Below are 15965 nucleotides of genomic sequence, written 5' to 3' on the forward strand. Positions count from 1 at the left end.
TGGAACGGTCGGACGGTGTGTGCTGCATCCAGCTTCCGCCCCCACGCTGCCGTCCCGCTTGCGTACCGCTAACGATCCGCTGACAGGCGCGAAAGGCGGGCCGCCGCCCTCGCCGACCCCTCGGTGAAACCTGCCGCGTCGGCCGCCACGATCGCGCGTTCCAGCTGGTCGGCAGCCTCTTCATGGCGCCCGATGCCGGCCAGCGCCTCGCCCCGGACGATTTGCAGCTGGGCCTGGACGACCACCGCGTCGGGTGCCACCAGTTCCCCGGCGCGAAGGGTGTGGGCGAGCGCCGCCTCGTAGTCCCCCGCCTTCATGCAGTGGTCCGCAAGGTGCTGGAGGGTCAGCGCCTGGGTGGACGGATGGCCCGTGCGGTCGGCGAGCGAGACCGCGTGGATCATGAGCAGCCCGGCCCGGTCGTGCTCGCCCGTCGCCTCCAGGACGGCGGCGTAGTTGACGTAGGCGATCGCCTCGCTGATGGTGTCGCCGACCCGGGCGGCCAGCCCCGGCGCCTTCTCCAGATGGACGAGCGCCTCGGCGTCCCGGCCCTCCTCGTGGAGGATCCAGCCGAGCAGCGCCCGGGCCCTCGACTGGGCGTCGAGGTCGCCCACGTGCTCGGCCGAGGCGAGCCCGGCCTCCAGGAGCGGCGTCCAGCCGTCCCCGATCCGCATGAGCATCAGCGGCCACTGCACCAGGGCGAGCCGCCAGGCCCGGTCGTGCAGGCCGAGGGCCGCCGCGGCGGTGACCGCGCCCTCCAGGGCGGCGCGTTCGGCCACGTACCAGTCGAGGGCCGCCGTACGGTCCTCGAACTCGCGCGTCGCGGCGGGCCGCCGGGCGTCGGCGGGCAGCGAGTAGCAGGGCTGGGAACCCGGCTCGGCGGCGGCGTCGGCGGCGAGACCCGTGTACAGGTAGTGGTCGAAGAGGCGGGGCAGTCCCTCCGGATCGGCCCCCGGGGCGAGGTGGCGGGCGTAGAGGCGCACCAGGTCGTGCGGCGTCCAGCGGCCGGGGACGGACTCGGTGAGCAGATGGGCGGCGGCGAGCCGGTCCAGGTCGGCGGAGGCCTGGGTGGGGGACGTACCGACCAGTGCGCCCGCCGCGAACCGGTCCAGATCCGAGCCGGTGTGCAGCCCGATGGCGCGGAACAGCCGGGCCGCCGACTCGGGCAGCTGTTGCACGGTGAGGTGCAGCGCGGCGGACACGCCCCGGTCCTCGACGTCGAGCAGCATCAGCCTGCCCTGCTCGTCGGCGAGCTCGCCGACCATCGCGTCGAGGGTCCACTGCGGGCGCTCGGCGAGCCGGGCCGCCGTCACCCGCAGCGCGAGCGGCAGGCCGTCGCAGAGCCCGGCGAGCCGAGCCGCGGCGGCGGGTTCGGCGGCGACCCGCGTCTCGCCGAGGACGGTGGTGAGCAGCGCCGCCGAGTCGGCCGGCGGGAGATGGCCCAGCGGCACCGGCCGGGCCGCGTCGGAGGCGATGAGGCCGCCGAGCCGGTCGCGGCTGGTGACCAGGGTCGTGCAGTGGTCGCCGCCCGGCAGCAGGGGTCTGACCTGCTCGGAGGAACGGGCGTTGTCGAGGACGACGAGCAGTCGGCGGCCGGCGGTCAGCGAGCGGAAGAGGGCGCCGCGCGCCTCGACGGCCTCGGGAATCCGCTGCGGGGGCACACCGAGGGAGAGCAGGAACTCGCGCAGGACCCCGGCCGCCTCGGGCGCCGGGGTGTCGCTGAAGCCGCGCAGGTCGGCGAAGATCCGCCCGTCGGGGTAGTCGGCGCGGCGCTCGTACGCCCAGTGCACGGCGAAGGCCGTCTTGCCGACGCCGGCGGGCCCCGTGACGAGGCAGACGGGCCCTTCCCCACCGCGCACGGCACGGTCGAGGGCGGCCAGTTCGGCACCGCGCCCGGTGAAGCCGCGCGGCGCGCGCGGCAGCCCCTCGGGCGCCGGGACGGCGGCGGGAACGCTCGGACGGGCCACGGCGACGGGCTCGGCGGAGCGGAGCAGCGTGGCGTACGCCTCGCTGAGCGTCTCGCCGGGGTCGACGCCCAGCTCCTCGGCGAGCAGCCGCCGGGTGCGGTGGTACCAGTCGATCGCGTCCGACTGCCGGCCCGAACGGCCGAGGGCCAGCATCAGCGCGGCCGCGAGGGACTCCCGCAGGGGGTGCGCGACGGCCTCGGTACGGAGCACGGCGGCGGCCCTGCCGTGCTCACCGAGCTGCCCGTACGCCTCCGCCAGCGCCTCCACCGAGGAGAGCCGCAGCTCTTCGAGGCCACTCGCCGCGGCCTCCAGGGGCCGGCTGTGCACGGTGCCGCTGAGCGCGGGCCCCTGCCAGTACGACAAGGCCTCCCGCAACATCCGCACCGCGTCCGCCGGCCGGCGCTGCACCCCGGCGAGCGCCACGAGCTCCTCGAACCGGTGCACGTCCACCAGTGACTCCGGCATCCGCAGCACATACGCCGACCCCTGGGTGGCCAGCTCCACCCCGTACGCGTCCGCACCGTGCTCGGCGAGCAGCGCCCGCAGCCGCGAGACATGTCCCTGCAGCACGGTCTTGGCGTGGGTGGGCGGTTCCTCCTCCCACAGTGCGTCGATCAACTGACCGACGTTCACGGCACTGTTGGGCCGCAGCAGGAGCATGACCAGGAGGCTGGACCGTTTGGCGGGCCCCAGGGCTACGTCCCCGTCCTCCGTCACCAGCGCAACGGAGCCGAGCAGCCGGAACTCCACCAGTACACCTCCGCGATCCCTCTCCCCCATTTCCCCAGCAGTCGAGGATACGTGGGGTGGAGGGGTCGAAAGCGCAGGGAGATCCCCGATCCCGCCCTCGCTGTCCGGATCCGCTCGGAACGACGGAGGCCGGGACTCGCCCGGGTGGCGCGGCGACCGTCGCCGCAGCCGCCCGAACACCCGGCCCTCCGCGCCACGACCACTCGGCTCCGACGCGCCCTCGGGCCGCCCCGACCGCGTACTGCCCCGACTCCCCTACTCGACGCTACGACGACGGCGGCCGCACCTCCAGGATCTCCGCCGTCCCACCGGCCACCGCGGTCTCGTACAGGGTGATCCGATCGCCGGGGGCGAGACGCCTCCACCGCTCCGGATCCAGCGGGAGAAGACGCACCGGAGCCCGCGCGCCGGGCGCCAGCTCGGAGGCGAACTCGACCCACACGAGGGCGATGTCCCGTTCGGGCGCTCCGTCGTCCCCCTGGTTGCCGATGTCCCACATGGGCCGCAGAACGCCGGCGCCGGGGATCGGCGTACGCCGGAACGTCTCACCGGCGGGGCGGAGGGCGAGCTCGGCCCGGACGACCCCTGCGCGCACCTCGGCCCCCCGCCACCAGGCCCACTCCCGGCTCCGTTCGAACCCCAGCGCCCCGGCCGCCCGCCCCAGCTCCTCCCAGAAGCCCGCCGGCGCGTTCCACCCGTCACCCGCCGCCCGCAGCAGATCGAACGCCACTTCCCACTCGTCGCGCGCGAGGAACTCCCAGACGTCGGACACGGTGACGTCGCCGTCGCCGGCGACGTCCTCGGGCACCAGCAGGGAGGCGGCTTCGAGTATCCGGACGACATCCATGCGCCGAGTATGGATCAGCGACACGACCAGCCCTCACACCGGCCGCGACCACCGGGACGGCCCCACTCCTCCCTGCGAAATCGCCGGTCCGGATTCGTCGGCTCACCGGCCTGGGCTGCTGCCCGCTACCGTGAAGCCATGGCCGCACTGCCCGACTGGATGCGCCCGCCGCGCGAGGAAGGCTGGTTCGCGGAGGACTTGGACCGCCTCCCGGAAGCGCCGCGCCACACCGAGCTGATCGACGGAGCCCTCGTCTTCATGATGTCGCCCCAGAGGTGGTGGTACGGCCACCTCGTCACCATGCTCACGGTCGCACTCATGGAGCAGGTTCCCGCCGACACCAGAGTCGGCCGCGAGATGACCATCAAGCTCGACCCGCGCAACCGTCCCGAACCGGACCTGCTCGTGACGACGGCCGACTTCGACGGCGACCGCACCTGGTTCGCGCCGGAGGACGTCCGGCTCGTCATCGAGGTCGTCTCCCCCGAGTCCGCCCATCGCGATCGCACCGTGAAGCTCCGCAAGTACGCGGAGGCCGGCATCCCGCACTACTGGTGCGTCGAGGACGAGCACGGGGCACCCGTCGTCCACGTCTACGAGCTCGACGAACCCACCGGTGCCTACGCCCCCGCCGGGATCTTCCGCGGCACCCTCCAACGCCCGGTGCCCTTCGCGGTCAGCCTGGACCTCGACAAGCTCACGCCACCCCGAAGCAGCTGAAAGTCGGCACGGGAACGCGGAAGGGGCCGGACTCACCGGAGTCCGACCCCTTCCGACCTGCGAAACGATCACACGTTGAAGCGGAACTCCACCACGTCGCCGTCCTGCATGACGTACTCCTTGCCCTCCATGCGGGCCTTGCCCTTCGCGCGGGCCTCGGCGACCGAGCCGGTCTCGACGAGGTCGTGGAAGGAGATGATCTCGGCCTTGATGAAGCCCTTCTGGAAGTCGGTGTGGATGACACCGGCCGCCTCGGGGGCCGTCGCGCCCTGCTTGATCGTCCAGGCGCGGGATTCCTTCGGGCCGGCCGTCAGGTAGGTCTGGAGGCCGAGGGTGGCGAAGCCGACGCGGGCGAGGATGGCCAGGCCGGGCTCCTCGGCGCCGACGGACTGGAGGAGCTCCATGGCGTCCTCCTCGTCCAGCTCGGCCAGGTCCTGCTCCAGCTTGGCGTTGAGGAAGATCGCCTCCGCCGGAGCGACCAGCGCGCTCTGCTCCGCCTTGAAGGCGTCGTCCGTCAGCTCGTCCTCGTCCACGTTGAACACGTAGAGGAACGGCTTGGTGGTGAGCAGGTGCAGGTCGTGGAGGAGCTCCGTCTTCTCCGTGCCCTGGACGATGCCCTGCGAGAACAGGGTGTCGCCGCGCTCCAGGATCGCCTGGGCGGCCTCGACCGCCGCGACCTTCGGCGCGATGTCCTTCTTGATCCGCATCTCCTTCTGGAGGCGCGGGAGGACCTTCTCGATCGTCTGGAGGTCCGCGAGGATCAGCTCCGTGTTGATCGTCTCGATGTCGTCCTTCGGCGAGACCTTGCCGTCGACGTGTACGACGTTCTCGTCCTTGAAGGCGCGGATGACCTGGCAGATCGCATCCGACTCGCGGATGTTCGCCAGGAACTTGTTGCCGAGACCCTCGCCCTCGCTCGCGCCGCGCACGATGCCCGCGATGTCGACGAAGTCGACCGTCGCCGGGAGGACGCGCTGGGAGCCGAAGATCTCCGCGAGCTTGGTCAGACGCGCGTCGGGGACACCGACGACGCCGACGTTGGGCTCGATCGTGGCGAACGGGTAGTTGGCCGCCAGCACGTCGTTCTTGGTCAGGGCGTTGAACAGGGTCGACTTGCCGACATTCGGCAGACCGACGATTCCGATCGTGAGCGACACGGTGGCGACTTCCTGAAGGTGTGGACGGGGGGCCGATCCCCCAGTTTACGGGCGGGCCGAACCGGCCAGTGACGCCGACCTTCGGTCGTTCTCGGGCGCAAGGTCACCCAAAGGGCGTGTCCCGGACCCGGTTCCCGCCCTCTCCCGACCTACGTTGGTCGAGTGGAGCAGCACAGGACAAGTCAGCCGCAAGGCCGCCGACGGCCGCAAACCCCCGTCACGCCGCCCGTCACGCCGCCGACCGCGCTCGCGGAGGGCTCGACCGTCTACCGCGTGACCGGCCGGACCCGGCGGGGCCCGGGCGGCGCGCGCGTCGAGCGCGCCGGGGCCCCCGGGGTGACGGGAGGACCGTCCGCCCGGCGACCCGTGCCGCCCGTCGTCCTCGCGCTGCGGCGCCTCCCGCAGCCCCGTCTCACCGGGCTGGGCGCCGGGCTCTTCGCCGCCGCCGTCATGCTGGCGCTCGGCTTCCTCGACCGGCTGCTCCTCGACGGCTCGCCCGTCGTCTACGGACTGCTGTTCCTGCCGGTCAGCGCCCTGACCGCGCTCTGGGTCCGCACCGCCGACCTGGTCACCGCCCCCATCGGCGTGCCCATCGCCTTCGCCGTCGGCGTCGTCCCCATCGCGGGCGGCACGGGCGGCTTCGGCGGCCAGGCCATGGCCGTCGTGACCGCCCTCGCCGTGCACGCCGGCTGGCTCTACGGCGGCACCCTCGTCGCCGGGCTCATCGCGAGCGTGCGGAAGGTGCGGGAGATGGGCCGACGCCAGCACCTCGCCCGGTCGTCCGGCTCCGGTACGGCCGGGCAGGCCAAGGCCGCCGGGACCACCAGGGCGGAGGGGAGGTCCGGGGTGTCCGGGCCCGCCGCCGCGGCGCCCTCCGTGGCCGGTGAGGCACCGGGCGGCCGTGGCGGCCCCGGCGGAGCCACCGCCCGCCGCCGCCCCGTCGTATAGCCGGGAGGGGGCCTGCGGCACGGTCCGGGGGCCGTCGCGCAGCCCGGGAACCGTCGCACCGGCCCGGGAGCAGTCGCATGGCGCGGAGGCCGTCGTACGGCCCGCGAGCAGCCGTCGCACACGCCGGGGCCGTCGTACAGCCGGGGGCCTGTCGCACGGTCCGGGGGCAGTCGCACAGGCCGGGAGCCGCCGCACGGCCCAGAAGCCGTCGCCCGGCCCGGGAGCCGTCGCGCAGGTCTGGGCCCGCTCACGTAACCGGGGCCCACTCACGTAACCGAGGCCCGCGCGTCACCGGGGCCTCTCGCGTACTCCGGCCCCCCTCACGTGGCCGGGGCGCGTGCCGGGGTGCCGGCGGCGGTGGAGCCGCACCGGCCCGTCGTCTCTACTCCGACCCCGCCGCCATCCCCGCCCCCACGATCCCCGCGTTGTTCTGAAGTTCCGCCGGGACGATCTCCGCGCGGATCCCTTCGATCAGCGGCAGGAACTTGTCCGCCTTCCGGCTCACCCCGCCGCCGATGATGAACAGTTCCGGCGAGAACAGCATCTCCACGTGCGCGAGGTACTTCCGGACCCTCCGGGTCGCCCAGTGGTGCCAGCTGAGGTCCTCGTCCTCCTTGGCCTTCGTCGACGCCCTGGTCTCCGCGTCGTGGCCCTTGAGCTCCAGATGGCCCAGTTCCGTGTTGGGGACCAGGCGGCCGTCGACGAAGACGGCCGAGCCGATGCCCGTGCCGAGGGTCAGCATGATCACGGTGCCCTTGCGGCCCCGGCCCGCGCCGAAGGTCATCTCGGCGATCCCGGCCGCGTCGGCGTCGTTCAGGACGGTCACCGGGAGGCCGCCCAGCCGGGCGCCGATGAGCGTGCCCGCGTCCACGCCGATCCACGACTTGTCGACGTTCGCGGCCGTACGGATGGTGGAGCCGGTCACCACCCCGGGGAAGGTCACCCCCACGGGTCCGGTCCAGCCGAAGTGCTCCACGACCTCCGCGACGCAGCCCGCCACACCGTCGGGTGTGGCGGGCTGCGGGGTGAGTACCTTGTGGCGCTCCTCGGTGAGCGCTCCGCGCTCCAGGTCCACGGGAGCGCCCTTGATGCCCGAGCCGCCGATGTCCACTCCGAAGACGTTCATGGAATCCACGGTACGGGCTGGGGCGCGGAGTTACTGCTCGACTACTCCTGAACGGGCGCGCCCGCGCCGAGCTTCTCGGCGACGGCCCGCAGGTCCTTGTTGCGGAGCTCCTTGGGCAGCGAGAAGGTGAGGGACTCGTCGGCGGTCTTGACGATCTCCACGTCCGCGTAGCCGCGCTCGGAGAGCCATTCCAGGACCTCCTGCACCAGGATGTCCGGGACGGAGGCGCCGGAGGAGAGGCCGACGCTGGTGACGCCCTCCAGCCAGGCCTCGTCGATCTCGCTGGCGAAGTCGACCAGGTACGCGGCGGGGACGCCGGCCTGCTTGGCGACCTCGACCATGCGGATCGAGTTCGAGGAGTTCTTCGAGCCGACGACGATCACCAGCTCGGCCTGGCCGGCCAGCTCCTTGATCGCGATCTGGCGGTTCTGCGTGGCGTAGCAGATGTCGTCGGACGGCGGGGAGATCAGCTGCGGGAACTTCTCCTTCAGCGCGTCGACCGTCTCCATCGTCTCGTCGACCGAGAGCGTGGTCTGGGAGAGCCAGACGACGCGGGACGGGTCGCGGACCTCGATCTTGGCCACGTCGTCCGGGCCGTCGACGAGCTGGATGTGGTCGGGGGCCTCGCCGGAGGTGCCGATGACCTCCTCGTGGCCCTCGTGGCCGATGAGGAGGATGTCGAAGTCCTCGTTGGCGAAGCGGACGGCTTCCTTGTGGACCTTGGTGACCAGCGGGCAGGTGGCGTCGATGGTCGCGAGCCGGCCCTGGCGGGCCTCCTCGTGGACGGTCGGGGCGACGCCGTGCGCGGAGAACATCACGATGTTGCCCGGGGGCACCTCGGTCGCCTGGTCGACGAAGATCGCGCCCTTCCGCTCCAGGGTCTGGACGACGTACTTGTTGTGGACGATCTCGTGCCGGACGTAGATCGGTGCCCCGTACTGCTCCAGGGCCTTCTCCACGGCGATCACCGCACGGTCCACGCCCGCGCAGTAGCCGCGGGGAGCGGCGAGCAGGACACGCTTCGGGCGGTTCGTCGCGGAGGCGGAATCGGGCGTCGGCGCGGGCGTTGCAGTCATGCGTCCCATCGTAAGGCCGCGTCGGTGAGCGGTTTGATCGGAGCCTTGGCCGAAACTGTGGCCATGGCCGAGGAATCGCAGGTGGCGGCGCGCGGGGAAGATCCGGAACACACGGGGCTTCGTAGGAACCTCGGGTTCCGGGACCTGGTCGTCTACGGACTGCTCTTCATCGCGCCCATGGCGCCCGTCGGCGTCTTCGGCACGCTCGACGCGAAGTCCGGCGGCGCGGTCGCGCTGGTGTACATCGTGGCCACGGTCGCCATGGCGTTCACCGCCTTCAGTTACGCGCAGATGGTGCGGGTCGCACCGCAGGCCGGCTCCGTCTTCACGTACGCGCGCAAGGGCCTCGGAGAAGGGCCGGGATTCATCGCCGGATGGATGGCGATGCTCGACTATCTGCTCATCCCGGCCGTCGCCTATCTCTTCGCGGGCATCGCGATGGAGGCGCTGGTCCCGGAGGTGGACCGGTGGGTGTGGACCGGGATCGCCGTGGTCGTCACCACCCTGCTCAACCTCTGGGGCGTACGGGCCGCGGCCCGGGTCGGCTTCGCGGTGCTCGCGATGGAGATCGTCGTCCTGCTGATCTTCGTGGTCTCGGCCCTCGTGGTCCTCGCGCAGGACGGGGCGCGACGCGACTGGTGGTCGCCGCTCACCGGCGACGCCGCCTTCTCGCTCGCCGCCGTGGTCGGTGCGGTGTCGGTGGCGGTGCTGTCCTACCTGGGCTTCGACGCGATCGCCTCCTTCGCGGAGGAGGTGACGGGCGGCTCGGCGAAGGTGGCACGGGCGGTGCTGTTCTGCCTGGCCCTCGCGGGCGTCCTCTTCGTCGCGCAGTCCTGGCTGGTGGCGCTCCTCGAACCGGTCTCCTCGGCCGAGCTCGCGGCGGACCCCGGGAAGCAGGGCTCGGCCTTCTACGACGCCGTGGACGTCTCGGTCGGTGACTGGCTGCACGATCTGGTCGCCGTCTCCAAGGCGATCGGAGCGGCCTTCGCGGCGCTCGCGGGGCAGGCGGCCGGCGCCCGGCTGCTCTTCGCGATGGGGCGCGACCGGCGCCTGCCGCACCTGCTCGCCCGTACGGACGGGGGTGTGCCGCGGGTGGCGCTGCTCGTGGCGGCGACGGTGACGATGATCGCGGCGGTGTGGGCGGCCCGCCGGGACGACGGGCTCGACCACCTGGTGTCGGTGGTCGACGTGGGCGCCCTGACGGCCTTCGTCCTGCTGCACGCGAGCGTGGTGGGCTGGTTCGCGGTGAAGAGGGCCGAGGGGCCGCCGAACCGGCTGAAGCACATCGTCCTGCCGGTGGTCGGGGCGGCGATCCTGATCGCGGTGATCGTGGAGGCCTCGGTCGCGGCGCAGGTGGTGGGTGTGGTGTGGCTGGGGGTGGGCATGGTGGTCCTGGCCGTGCAGGGGACGACACGGACATCGGCGCGGAACTGAGCCCGCCGGGGCGGATGTCCCGGCGGGGCGCGTGGCGGCGGGGCGGATGTCCCGGCGGGGCGCGTGGCGGCGGGTGCCGGGGCGGCTGCCCCGGCGGGGGCGGCGAGGCCGGTGTCGTGTGCGGCCCTGACGTTGTCGTACCGCGCGGTTACGCTCGGTCCATGGCTCTGACTACGTCCGCCGAAGCACCGCTTCCCGTCGGTGAGGTCTCCCGGCTGATCGGAGGGTGGATCGACCGGCTCGGGGCGATCTGGGTCGAGGGGCAGATCACCCAGCTGTCCCGGCGCCCGGGCGCCGGGGTCGTCTTCCTGACCCTGCGGGATCCCTCGTACGACATCTCCATCGGCGTCACCTGCTACCGCCAGGTCTTCGACGCGGTCGCGGACGTCGTGTCGGAGGGCGCGCGGGTCGTCGTGCGCGCCAAGCCCGAGTGGTACGCGCCGCGCGGGCAGCTCTCGCTGCGGGCCGTGGAGATCAAGCCGGTCGGGATCGGAGAGCTGCTCGCCCGGCTGGAACAGCTGAAGCGGAGCCTGGCGTCGGAGGGGCTCTTCGCACTCGACCGGAAGAAGCCGCTGCCGTTCCTGCCGCACCGGATCGGGCTCGTCTGCGGCCGCGCGTCGGCGGCGGAGCGGGACGTCCTGGAGAACGCGCGGCGACGCTGGCCGGCCGTCGCCTTCGAGGTGCGGAACGTGGCGGTGCAGGGTGTGAAGGCCGTTCCGCAGGTCGTGCAGGCGGTCAGGGAGCTCGACGCCCAGGAGGACGTCGACGTGATCGTCGTCGCCCGGGGCGGCGGCAGCGTCGAGGACCTGCTGCCGTTCTCGGACGAGCAGCTGATCCGGGCCGTCGCCGAGTGCCGTACGCCGGTCGTCTCGGCGATCGGGCACGAACCCGACTCGCCCCTCCTCGACCTGGTGGCCGATCTGCGCGCCTCGACACCGACGGACGCGGCCAAGAAGGTCGTCCCGGACGTCGGCGAGGAGCTGGACCGGGTGCGCGGGCTGCGGGACCGGGCCCTGCGGACCGTACGGGGACTCCTCGACCGGGAGGAGCGCGGACTCGCGCACGCGCTCGCGCGGCCCGTCATGGAGCATCCGCAGCGCATGGTCGAGGTCCGTGAGGACGAGCTCGTCGCGCTGCTCGCGCGGAGCCGGCGCGTCCTCGGGCATCTCCTGGACCGGGCGGACTCCGAGCTCTCCCACACGCGGGCGCGGGTCCGGGCGCTGTCGCCCGCCGCGACGATGGAGCGGGGGTACGCGGTGCTCCAGCGGGCGGATGGCACGGTGGTCCGCTCCCCCGAGGAGGTCGCGGAGGGCGAGGGGCTGCGGGCCAGGGTCGCCGAGGGCGAGTTCGCGGTGCGCCGCGTGACCGACCCGGCCTGAGCGGGACCGCGGACGCGGGCTCATCCCAGCGGGACCACGCGGTGACCCGTTCCGAGCGGGGCCGTGCGCGCGGCCCGGCACGGGCGGGGCCGCGGAAGACGTAAGAGAGAACCGGACACGGAGGGTGGAGCGGCAGATGGCAGCGGGAACGGGAACGGACGAGGCGGCGCTCGGGTACGAGGAGGCGCGCGACGAGCTGATCGAGGTCGTTCGGCGGCTCGAGGCGGGTGGCACGTCCCTGGAGGAGTCCCTCGCGCTCTGGGAGCGCGGCGAGGAGCTGGCGAAGGTCTGCCGGCGTCGCCTGGAGGGGGCGCGGGCCCGGCTGGACGCCTCGCTCGCGGCGGAGCGCGCGGCGGAGGAGGCGGACGGGGACGGCGACGGGGACGAGTAGCCGCCCCCGGCGCCCGGGGGCAGTGGCTCCCGCCCCGGTCCCGCCGGGCCTGGCGTAGACTCCGGAGTGAAGCGGATCACTATCCGGATGGATTAGTTGAAATTTCACCAATCATCGGCGTACTGTCGAGGACATCGCTTGAAGCCCCACGAGCGAGCCCCCTTTTGCAGTCCGGAAGGTACGCAGCATGTCTCTCGCCCTTGACGCCGCCGCTCAGGATCTCCTGTTCCGTGAGGCCCGCACCGCCAACACGTTCTCCGACGAGCCGGTGACCGACGAGCAGATCCAGGCGATCTACGACCTGGTGAAGTACGGCCCCACCGCCTTCAACCAGACCCCGCTGCGCATCACCCTGGTCCGCTCCCCCGAGGCCCGCGAGCGCCTGGTCAAGCACATGGCCGAGGGCAACCGGCCCAAGACCGCCACCGCCCCGCTGGTCGCGATACTCTCCGCCGACAACGAGTTCCACGAGGAGCTCCCGGCCCTGCTCCCGCACTTCCCGCAGGCCAAGGACATGTTCTTCGCCGAGCGCCCGGTCCGCGAGCAGTCCGCCATCCTGAACGGCGCCCTCCAGGCCGCGTACTTCATCGTGGGCGTCCGCGCCGCCGGCCTGGCCGCCGGCCCGATGACCGGTCTGGACTTCGCCGGCCTCCAGAAGGAGTTCCTGGACGCCGACCACACCCCGCTGATGGTCGTCAACATCGGCAAGCCGGGCGAGGACGCCTGGTTCCCGCGCTCCCCGCGCCTGGCCTACGACGAGGTCGTCACCACCGTCTGAGCCCCAGCCCGACGCGGTGCCGCAGCGCACCGCCGCACGGCACACGAAAGGCCCCGCACTCCCTGAGTGCGGGGCCTTTCCCGTATCCCGGCGCGGACCGTCCCGGCTGTCCCGGCGCGGCTGTCCCGGCCCGGACGGTCCTCCACCGGACCGCCCTTGCCCGGACCCGCCGAGGGCCGGGTGTCAGACCTTCTTCGACTGGAGCGAGGCCGCCATCTCGGCGAGCCGCTCGAACGAGGCCGTGCCGGTCACCACCGTCGTCGCCCCGCCGTCCACGCGGACGAGCGCGTCGTACTTCGGCCCCTCCCAGCGCTGCCAGACCTGGCCGGCCACCGTCTGGGTCTTCCCGGTGTTCTTCGCCCGCTGGGTGACGTCCGGCACGTACGTGCCCGGCGCCGCCGTCGACTGGTGGATCGCCACGTACTGGGTGTCCGGGGAGAGGAAACCGAGCTGCCAGGCGTTGGCCTCCTCGCGCTTGTACGAGACGACCGTCGCCTTCCAGCCCTCGCCGAGGCCCTCGGGGGCCAGCACCGGATACGGCGCCGCCCGCTGGGCCGTCAGGAGCTCGACCCGGTAGTCCTTCGCCTTGACCGGTTCGGCGCTCTCATCGTGCGGGATGAAGAGATACATCACCCCCGCGGCGACCAAGATCACCCCAAGGGACTGGAACATCCCGCGTACCGTCTGCCTGCCTCGCGTACCTGCCACGTGCACCATGGTCGCATCACGGTGCCGTGCTCATACGTGGGCCCCTCTGCTCATTTTGTCGACGTACCGATAGAGTCGCATCACCCTCTTTTTTCTTCCGGCCGTCGCCGTACAGAAAGGTGCGCTCCGATGACCGAGCACTCCCTGCCGTCCGAGCTGGAGGTCTCTCCCGAGGCCCCCGACCGCAACCTCGCCCTGGAGCTGGTCCGCGTCACGGAGGCCGCCGCCATGGCCGCCGGCCGCTGGGTCGGCCGCGGCGACAAGATCGGTGCGGACGGCGCCGCGGTGAACGCGATGCGGACGCTGATCTCCACCGTCTCGATGAACGGCGTCGTCGTCATCGGCGAGGGCGAGAAGGACGAAGCCCCGATGCTGTTCAACGGCGAGCGGGTCGGCGACGGCACCGGTGCCGAGGTCGACATCGCCGTGGACCCGATCGACGGCACCACGCTCAACGCCAAGGGCATGCCCAACGCGATCGCCGTCCTGGCCGCCGCCGACCGCGGCACCATGTTCGACCCGTCCGCGGTCTTCTACATGGACAAGCTGGTCACCGGCCCCGAGGCCGCCGACTTCGTCGACATCAACGCACCCGTCTCGGTCAACATCCGCCGTGTCGCCAAGGCCAAGAGCATGGCCCCCGAGGACGTCACCGTCGTGATCCTGGACCGCCCCCGCCACGAGGGCATCGTCAAGGAGATCCGCGAGACCGGCGCCCGGATCAAGTTCATCACGGACGGTGACGTCGCCGGCTCGATCATGGCCGTCCGCGAGAACACCGGCGTGGATCTGCTCCTCGGCATCGGCGGCACGCCCGAGGGCATCATCTCGGCCTGCGCCATAAAGTGCCTGGGCGGTGTCATCCAGGGCAAGCTCTGGCCCAAGGACGAGGCCGAGCGCCAGAAGGCGATCGACGCGGGTCACGACCTGGACCGCGTGCTGTCCACCGACGACCTGGTCAGCGGCGAGAACGTGTTCTTCGTCGCCACCGGCATCACGGACGGCGAGCTGCTGCGCGGTGTCCGCTACCGCTCGGAGACCGCGACCACGTCGTCGCTGGTGATGCGCTCGAAGTCCGGCACGATCCGCCAGATCGACTCCACGCACCGGCTCTCGAAGCTGCGCGCGTACAGCAAGATCGACTTCGATCGCGCCAACTGACCGACCCGGGCCCGGTCCGGGCCCGACCCGCGCCCCGAGCGCGGCACCGGATCGTGGCCGACGAGGCCGACGGGGCACGGAGGCCACGGAGGCCACGGAGGCCACGGAGGCCACGGACGGGACGATACGAAGAGGGGCGCCCCCATGTGCGGTGGGGGCGCCCCTCTTCGTACGGTACGACGGACGTGTCCGCGCTCCCGTCGGTCTCCGTCAGCCCGCCTGCGCGATCCGGTCGGTCGCGGACGCCTTCCGCAGCTCCACCTCGCGCCGCCGGCGCCTGGCCAGGGCGACCCGGCGCTCGGCGGCCGTGAGCCCGCCCCACACGCCGTACGGCTCGGGCTGGAGCAGTGCGTGCTCCCGGCACTCGACCATCACGGGACAGCGACCGCAGACCCGCTTGGCCGCCGCCTCACGCGCGAGCCGCGCGGCGGTCGGCTCCTTGGAGGGCGCGAAGAACAGTCCCGCCTCGTCCCGGCGGCACACCGCCTCCGCGTGCCAGGGGCCGGCCTCGTCCTCCCGGGCAGGGGCGCGCTGAGGGGGCACGGCGGCGACCTGGAGGGGCTGATGCGGCAGTTGCAGCACGGTCTACTCCTGACGACGGCTTCGCGAGAGCGGCGATGCCCCAGCCCTACCCGCTGTGCGCGCGCCTATGCACTGCGTGCCGCGCCGTTCCGCTCTGCGGATACCCGACGGCGAATTCCGGTCAGCCCCGGTCCCGCACCCCCCGTCACCGGGAGTCACCGCGGCCGCCCGGCGGTATCAGTGGCCGAGATGCTTGCGCAGTTTGTCCTGGAGATCGGTGATCCACTTGCCGCGCTTGGGGCGCGCCTCGACGTTCCCGAAGACCGAGTAGCCGTTGATGACGACGACCGGGGCCTGCGGGTCGACGCCCTCCAGGGTCACGACCTCGAAGTTGCCGAAGACTCCGCTGCCGCTGCCGCGCAGACTGATGTTCTCCGGGACCCGGACCTCCACGTTGCCGAAGATCGACGTGGCGTTGATGGTGGTCAGACGCTGCGCGAAGATCGCCTCGGTCAGATCGATCTCGATGTTGCCGAAGAGCGCGAAGGCGTTCGTCCGCCGGCTCACCCTCCAGCGTCCCTTGCGGGTGTTGCTGGAGAAGATCGCGACGAGGTTCTCCGGGGGACCGTCGGCGCCGTCCGGGGCGTACCCGTACTCCGGCGCGGGCTCCTGGTGCCGCCGGGCGCCCGGCAGGTCGCGGACGATCGGCTCCAGCTCTCCGACGGTCTTCGCCCGGTACACCGCGTCGATCCGGTCCGAGTGCTCCTCGGCGTCGATCCGCCCCTCGGCCAGGGCGTCCCTGAGGATGTCCGCGATCCGGTCCCGGTCCGCGTCCGAGGCCCGCAACGAGCCCTGGGGGTCGGCGAAGACGGTCTCGGCGGGGGCGGTCTCGGCGGGCGAGACCTGCCGCTGCGGCTGCGGCTGCTGTTCGGGTTCGGGCTTCTTTTCGAGGTCCACGGAGCCAGCCTAGCGAAACGCGATAGATCGCGACCAGGGGGCAGGCC

General features: G+C 72.4%; 15 protein-coding genes. 7 read left to right on the forward strand and 8 right to left on the reverse strand.

What is annotated here, in order from left to right:
* Nucleotides 1–68 precede the first annotated feature (68 nt).
* The gene (locus IE311_RS24825) at nucleotides 69–2714 is read right to left on the reverse strand and encodes an AfsR/SARP family transcriptional regulator (protein WP_189834014.1); all 2646 of its coding nucleotides are present in this window, start codon (nucleotides 2712–2714) and stop codon (nucleotides 69–71) included.
* 265 nt (nucleotides 2715–2979) lie between these two features.
* Entirely contained in the window at nucleotides 2980–3561 is a 582-nt protein-coding gene (locus IE311_RS24830) for a hypothetical protein (protein ID WP_189834015.1), read from the reverse strand.
* 138 nt (nucleotides 3562–3699) lie between these two features.
* Here IE311_RS24830 and IE311_RS24835 point away from each other — a divergent pair, with 138 nt between their 5' ends.
* Nucleotides 3700–4281 (forward strand): Uma2 family endonuclease, encoded by a 582-nt coding sequence (locus IE311_RS24835; protein WP_189834016.1) that lies wholly within the window; start codon nucleotides 3700–3702, stop codon nucleotides 4279–4281.
* 68 nt (nucleotides 4282–4349) lie between these two features.
* Here IE311_RS24835 and ychF read toward each other — a convergent pair whose 3' ends face one another.
* A complete protein-coding gene (gene ychF / locus IE311_RS24840) occupies nucleotides 4350–5438 on the reverse strand; it encodes a redox-regulated ATPase YchF (RefSeq protein WP_189834017.1) in 1089 nt (362 codons plus the stop codon).
* Nucleotides 5439–5774: 336 nt separating this feature from the next.
* Here ychF and IE311_RS24845 point away from each other — a divergent pair, with 336 nt between their 5' ends.
* Complete coding sequence (locus IE311_RS24845; RefSeq protein WP_229902142.1) at nucleotides 5775–6386, forward strand: DUF6542 domain-containing protein; 612 nt, start codon at nucleotides 5775–5777, stop codon at nucleotides 6384–6386.
* Nucleotides 6387–6768: 382 nt separating this feature from the next.
* Here the strand turns inward: IE311_RS24845 and ppgK are convergent, their stop codons facing one another.
* Together ppgK and IE311_RS24855 are read right to left on the reverse strand one after the other, a co-directional pair.
* The gene (gene ppgK / locus IE311_RS24850) at nucleotides 6769–7512 is read right to left on the reverse strand and encodes a polyphosphate--glucose phosphotransferase (RefSeq protein ID WP_189834018.1); all 744 of its coding nucleotides are present in this window, start codon (nucleotides 7510–7512) and stop codon (nucleotides 6769–6771) included.
* Between the two features lie 41 nt (nucleotides 7513–7553).
* Nucleotides 7554–8597, reverse strand: coding sequence for a 4-hydroxy-3-methylbut-2-enyl diphosphate reductase (locus IE311_RS24855; protein ID WP_371635685.1), 1044 nt, complete (start codon nucleotides 8595–8597; stop codon nucleotides 7554–7556).
* Nucleotides 8598–8651: 54 nt separating this feature from the next.
* Here IE311_RS24855 and IE311_RS24860 point away from each other — a divergent pair, with 54 nt between their 5' ends.
* The 4 genes from IE311_RS24860 to IE311_RS24875 all read left to right on the forward strand — a co-directional run bounded on the left by IE311_RS24860 (nucleotide 8652) and on the right by IE311_RS24875 (nucleotide 12570).
* On the forward strand, nucleotides 8652–10022 hold the full coding sequence (locus IE311_RS24860; RefSeq protein ID WP_189834020.1) for an APC family permease: 1371 nt from the start codon (nucleotides 8652–8654) through the stop codon (nucleotides 10020–10022).
* A gap of 161 nt (nucleotides 10023–10183) precedes the next feature.
* Nucleotides 10184–11401: an exodeoxyribonuclease VII large subunit gene (gene xseA, locus IE311_RS24865; RefSeq protein ID WP_189834021.1), complete on the forward strand. Its 1218-nt coding sequence runs from the start codon at nucleotides 10184–10186 to the stop codon at nucleotides 11399–11401.
* A gap of 136 nt (nucleotides 11402–11537) precedes the next feature.
* Complete coding sequence (locus IE311_RS24870; protein WP_189834022.1) at nucleotides 11538–11792, forward strand: exodeoxyribonuclease VII small subunit; 255 nt, start codon at nucleotides 11538–11540, stop codon at nucleotides 11790–11792.
* 187 nt (nucleotides 11793–11979) lie between these two features.
* Complete coding sequence (locus IE311_RS24875) at nucleotides 11980–12570, forward strand: malonic semialdehyde reductase (RefSeq protein WP_189834023.1); 591 nt, start codon at nucleotides 11980–11982, stop codon at nucleotides 12568–12570.
* Between the two features lie 183 nt (nucleotides 12571–12753).
* On the opposite strand, the gene IE311_RS24880 is transcribed toward IE311_RS24875, so the two are convergent.
* Complete coding sequence (locus tag IE311_RS24880; protein ID WP_229902137.1) at nucleotides 12754–13242, reverse strand: DUF4245 domain-containing protein; 489 nt, start codon at nucleotides 13240–13242, stop codon at nucleotides 12754–12756.
* Between the two features lie 165 nt (nucleotides 13243–13407).
* Here IE311_RS24880 and glpX point away from each other — a divergent pair, with 165 nt between their 5' ends.
* Nucleotides 13408–14439, forward strand: a complete 1032-nt coding sequence (glpX, locus tag IE311_RS24885; RefSeq protein ID WP_189834025.1) for a class II fructose-bisphosphatase — start codon at nucleotides 13408–13410, stop codon at nucleotides 14437–14439.
* A 210-nt stretch (nucleotides 14440–14649) separates the two neighbouring features.
* On the opposite strand, the gene IE311_RS24890 is transcribed toward glpX, so the two are convergent.
* Nucleotides 14650–15021 (reverse strand): WhiB family transcriptional regulator, encoded by a 372-nt coding sequence (locus tag IE311_RS24890; RefSeq protein WP_189834026.1) that lies wholly within the window; start codon nucleotides 15019–15021, stop codon nucleotides 14650–14652.
* A gap of 177 nt (nucleotides 15022–15198) precedes the next feature.
* Entirely contained in the window at nucleotides 15199–15918 is a 720-nt protein-coding gene (locus IE311_RS24895) for a DUF1707 SHOCT-like domain-containing protein (RefSeq protein WP_189834027.1), read from the reverse strand.
* Nucleotides 15919–15965: the final 47 nt, after the last annotated feature.

This window comes from Streptomyces zaomyceticus, from assembly GCF_014656215.1.
GTDB classification, from domain to species: Bacteria; Actinomycetota; Actinomycetes; order Streptomycetales; family Streptomycetaceae; genus Streptomyces; species Streptomyces zaomyceticus.

What these genes read in the sequence shown, in the direction of transcription:
- IE311_RS24875 (WP_189834023.1), top strand. Translation starts at nt 11,980, where the DNA reads ATGTCTCTCGCCCTTGACGCCGCCGCTCAGGATCTCCTGTTCCGTGAG.
- IE311_RS24860 (WP_189834020.1), top strand. Translation starts at nt 8,652, where the DNA reads ATGGCCGAGGAATCGCAGGTGGCGGCGCGCGGGGAAGATCCGGAACAC.
- IE311_RS24835 (WP_189834016.1), top strand. Translation starts at nt 3,700, where the DNA reads ATGGCCGCACTGCCCGACTGGATGCGCCCGCCGCGCGAGGAAGGCTGG.
- IE311_RS24855 (WP_371635685.1), bottom strand. Translation starts at nt 8,597, where the DNA reads ATGGGACGCATGACTGCAACGCCCGCGCCGACGCCCGATTCCGCCTCC.
- IE311_RS24830 (WP_189834015.1), bottom strand. Translation starts at nt 3,561, where the DNA reads ATGGATGTCGTCCGGATACTCGAAGCCGCCTCCCTGCTGGTGCCCGAG.
- IE311_RS24880 (WP_229902137.1), bottom strand. Translation starts at nt 13,242, where the DNA reads ATGTTCCAGTCCCTTGGGGTGATCTTGGTCGCCGCGGGGGTGATGTAT.
- IE311_RS24870 (WP_189834022.1), top strand. Translation starts at nt 11,538, where the DNA reads ATGGCAGCGGGAACGGGAACGGACGAGGCGGCGCTCGGGTACGAGGAG.
- glpX (WP_189834025.1), top strand. Translation starts at nt 13,408, where the DNA reads ATGACCGAGCACTCCCTGCCGTCCGAGCTGGAGGTCTCTCCCGAGGCC.
- xseA (WP_189834021.1), top strand. Translation starts at nt 10,184, where the DNA reads ATGGCTCTGACTACGTCCGCCGAAGCACCGCTTCCCGTCGGTGAGGTC.
- ppgK (WP_189834018.1), bottom strand. Translation starts at nt 7,512, where the DNA reads ATGAACGTCTTCGGAGTGGACATCGGCGGCTCGGGCATCAAGGGCGCT.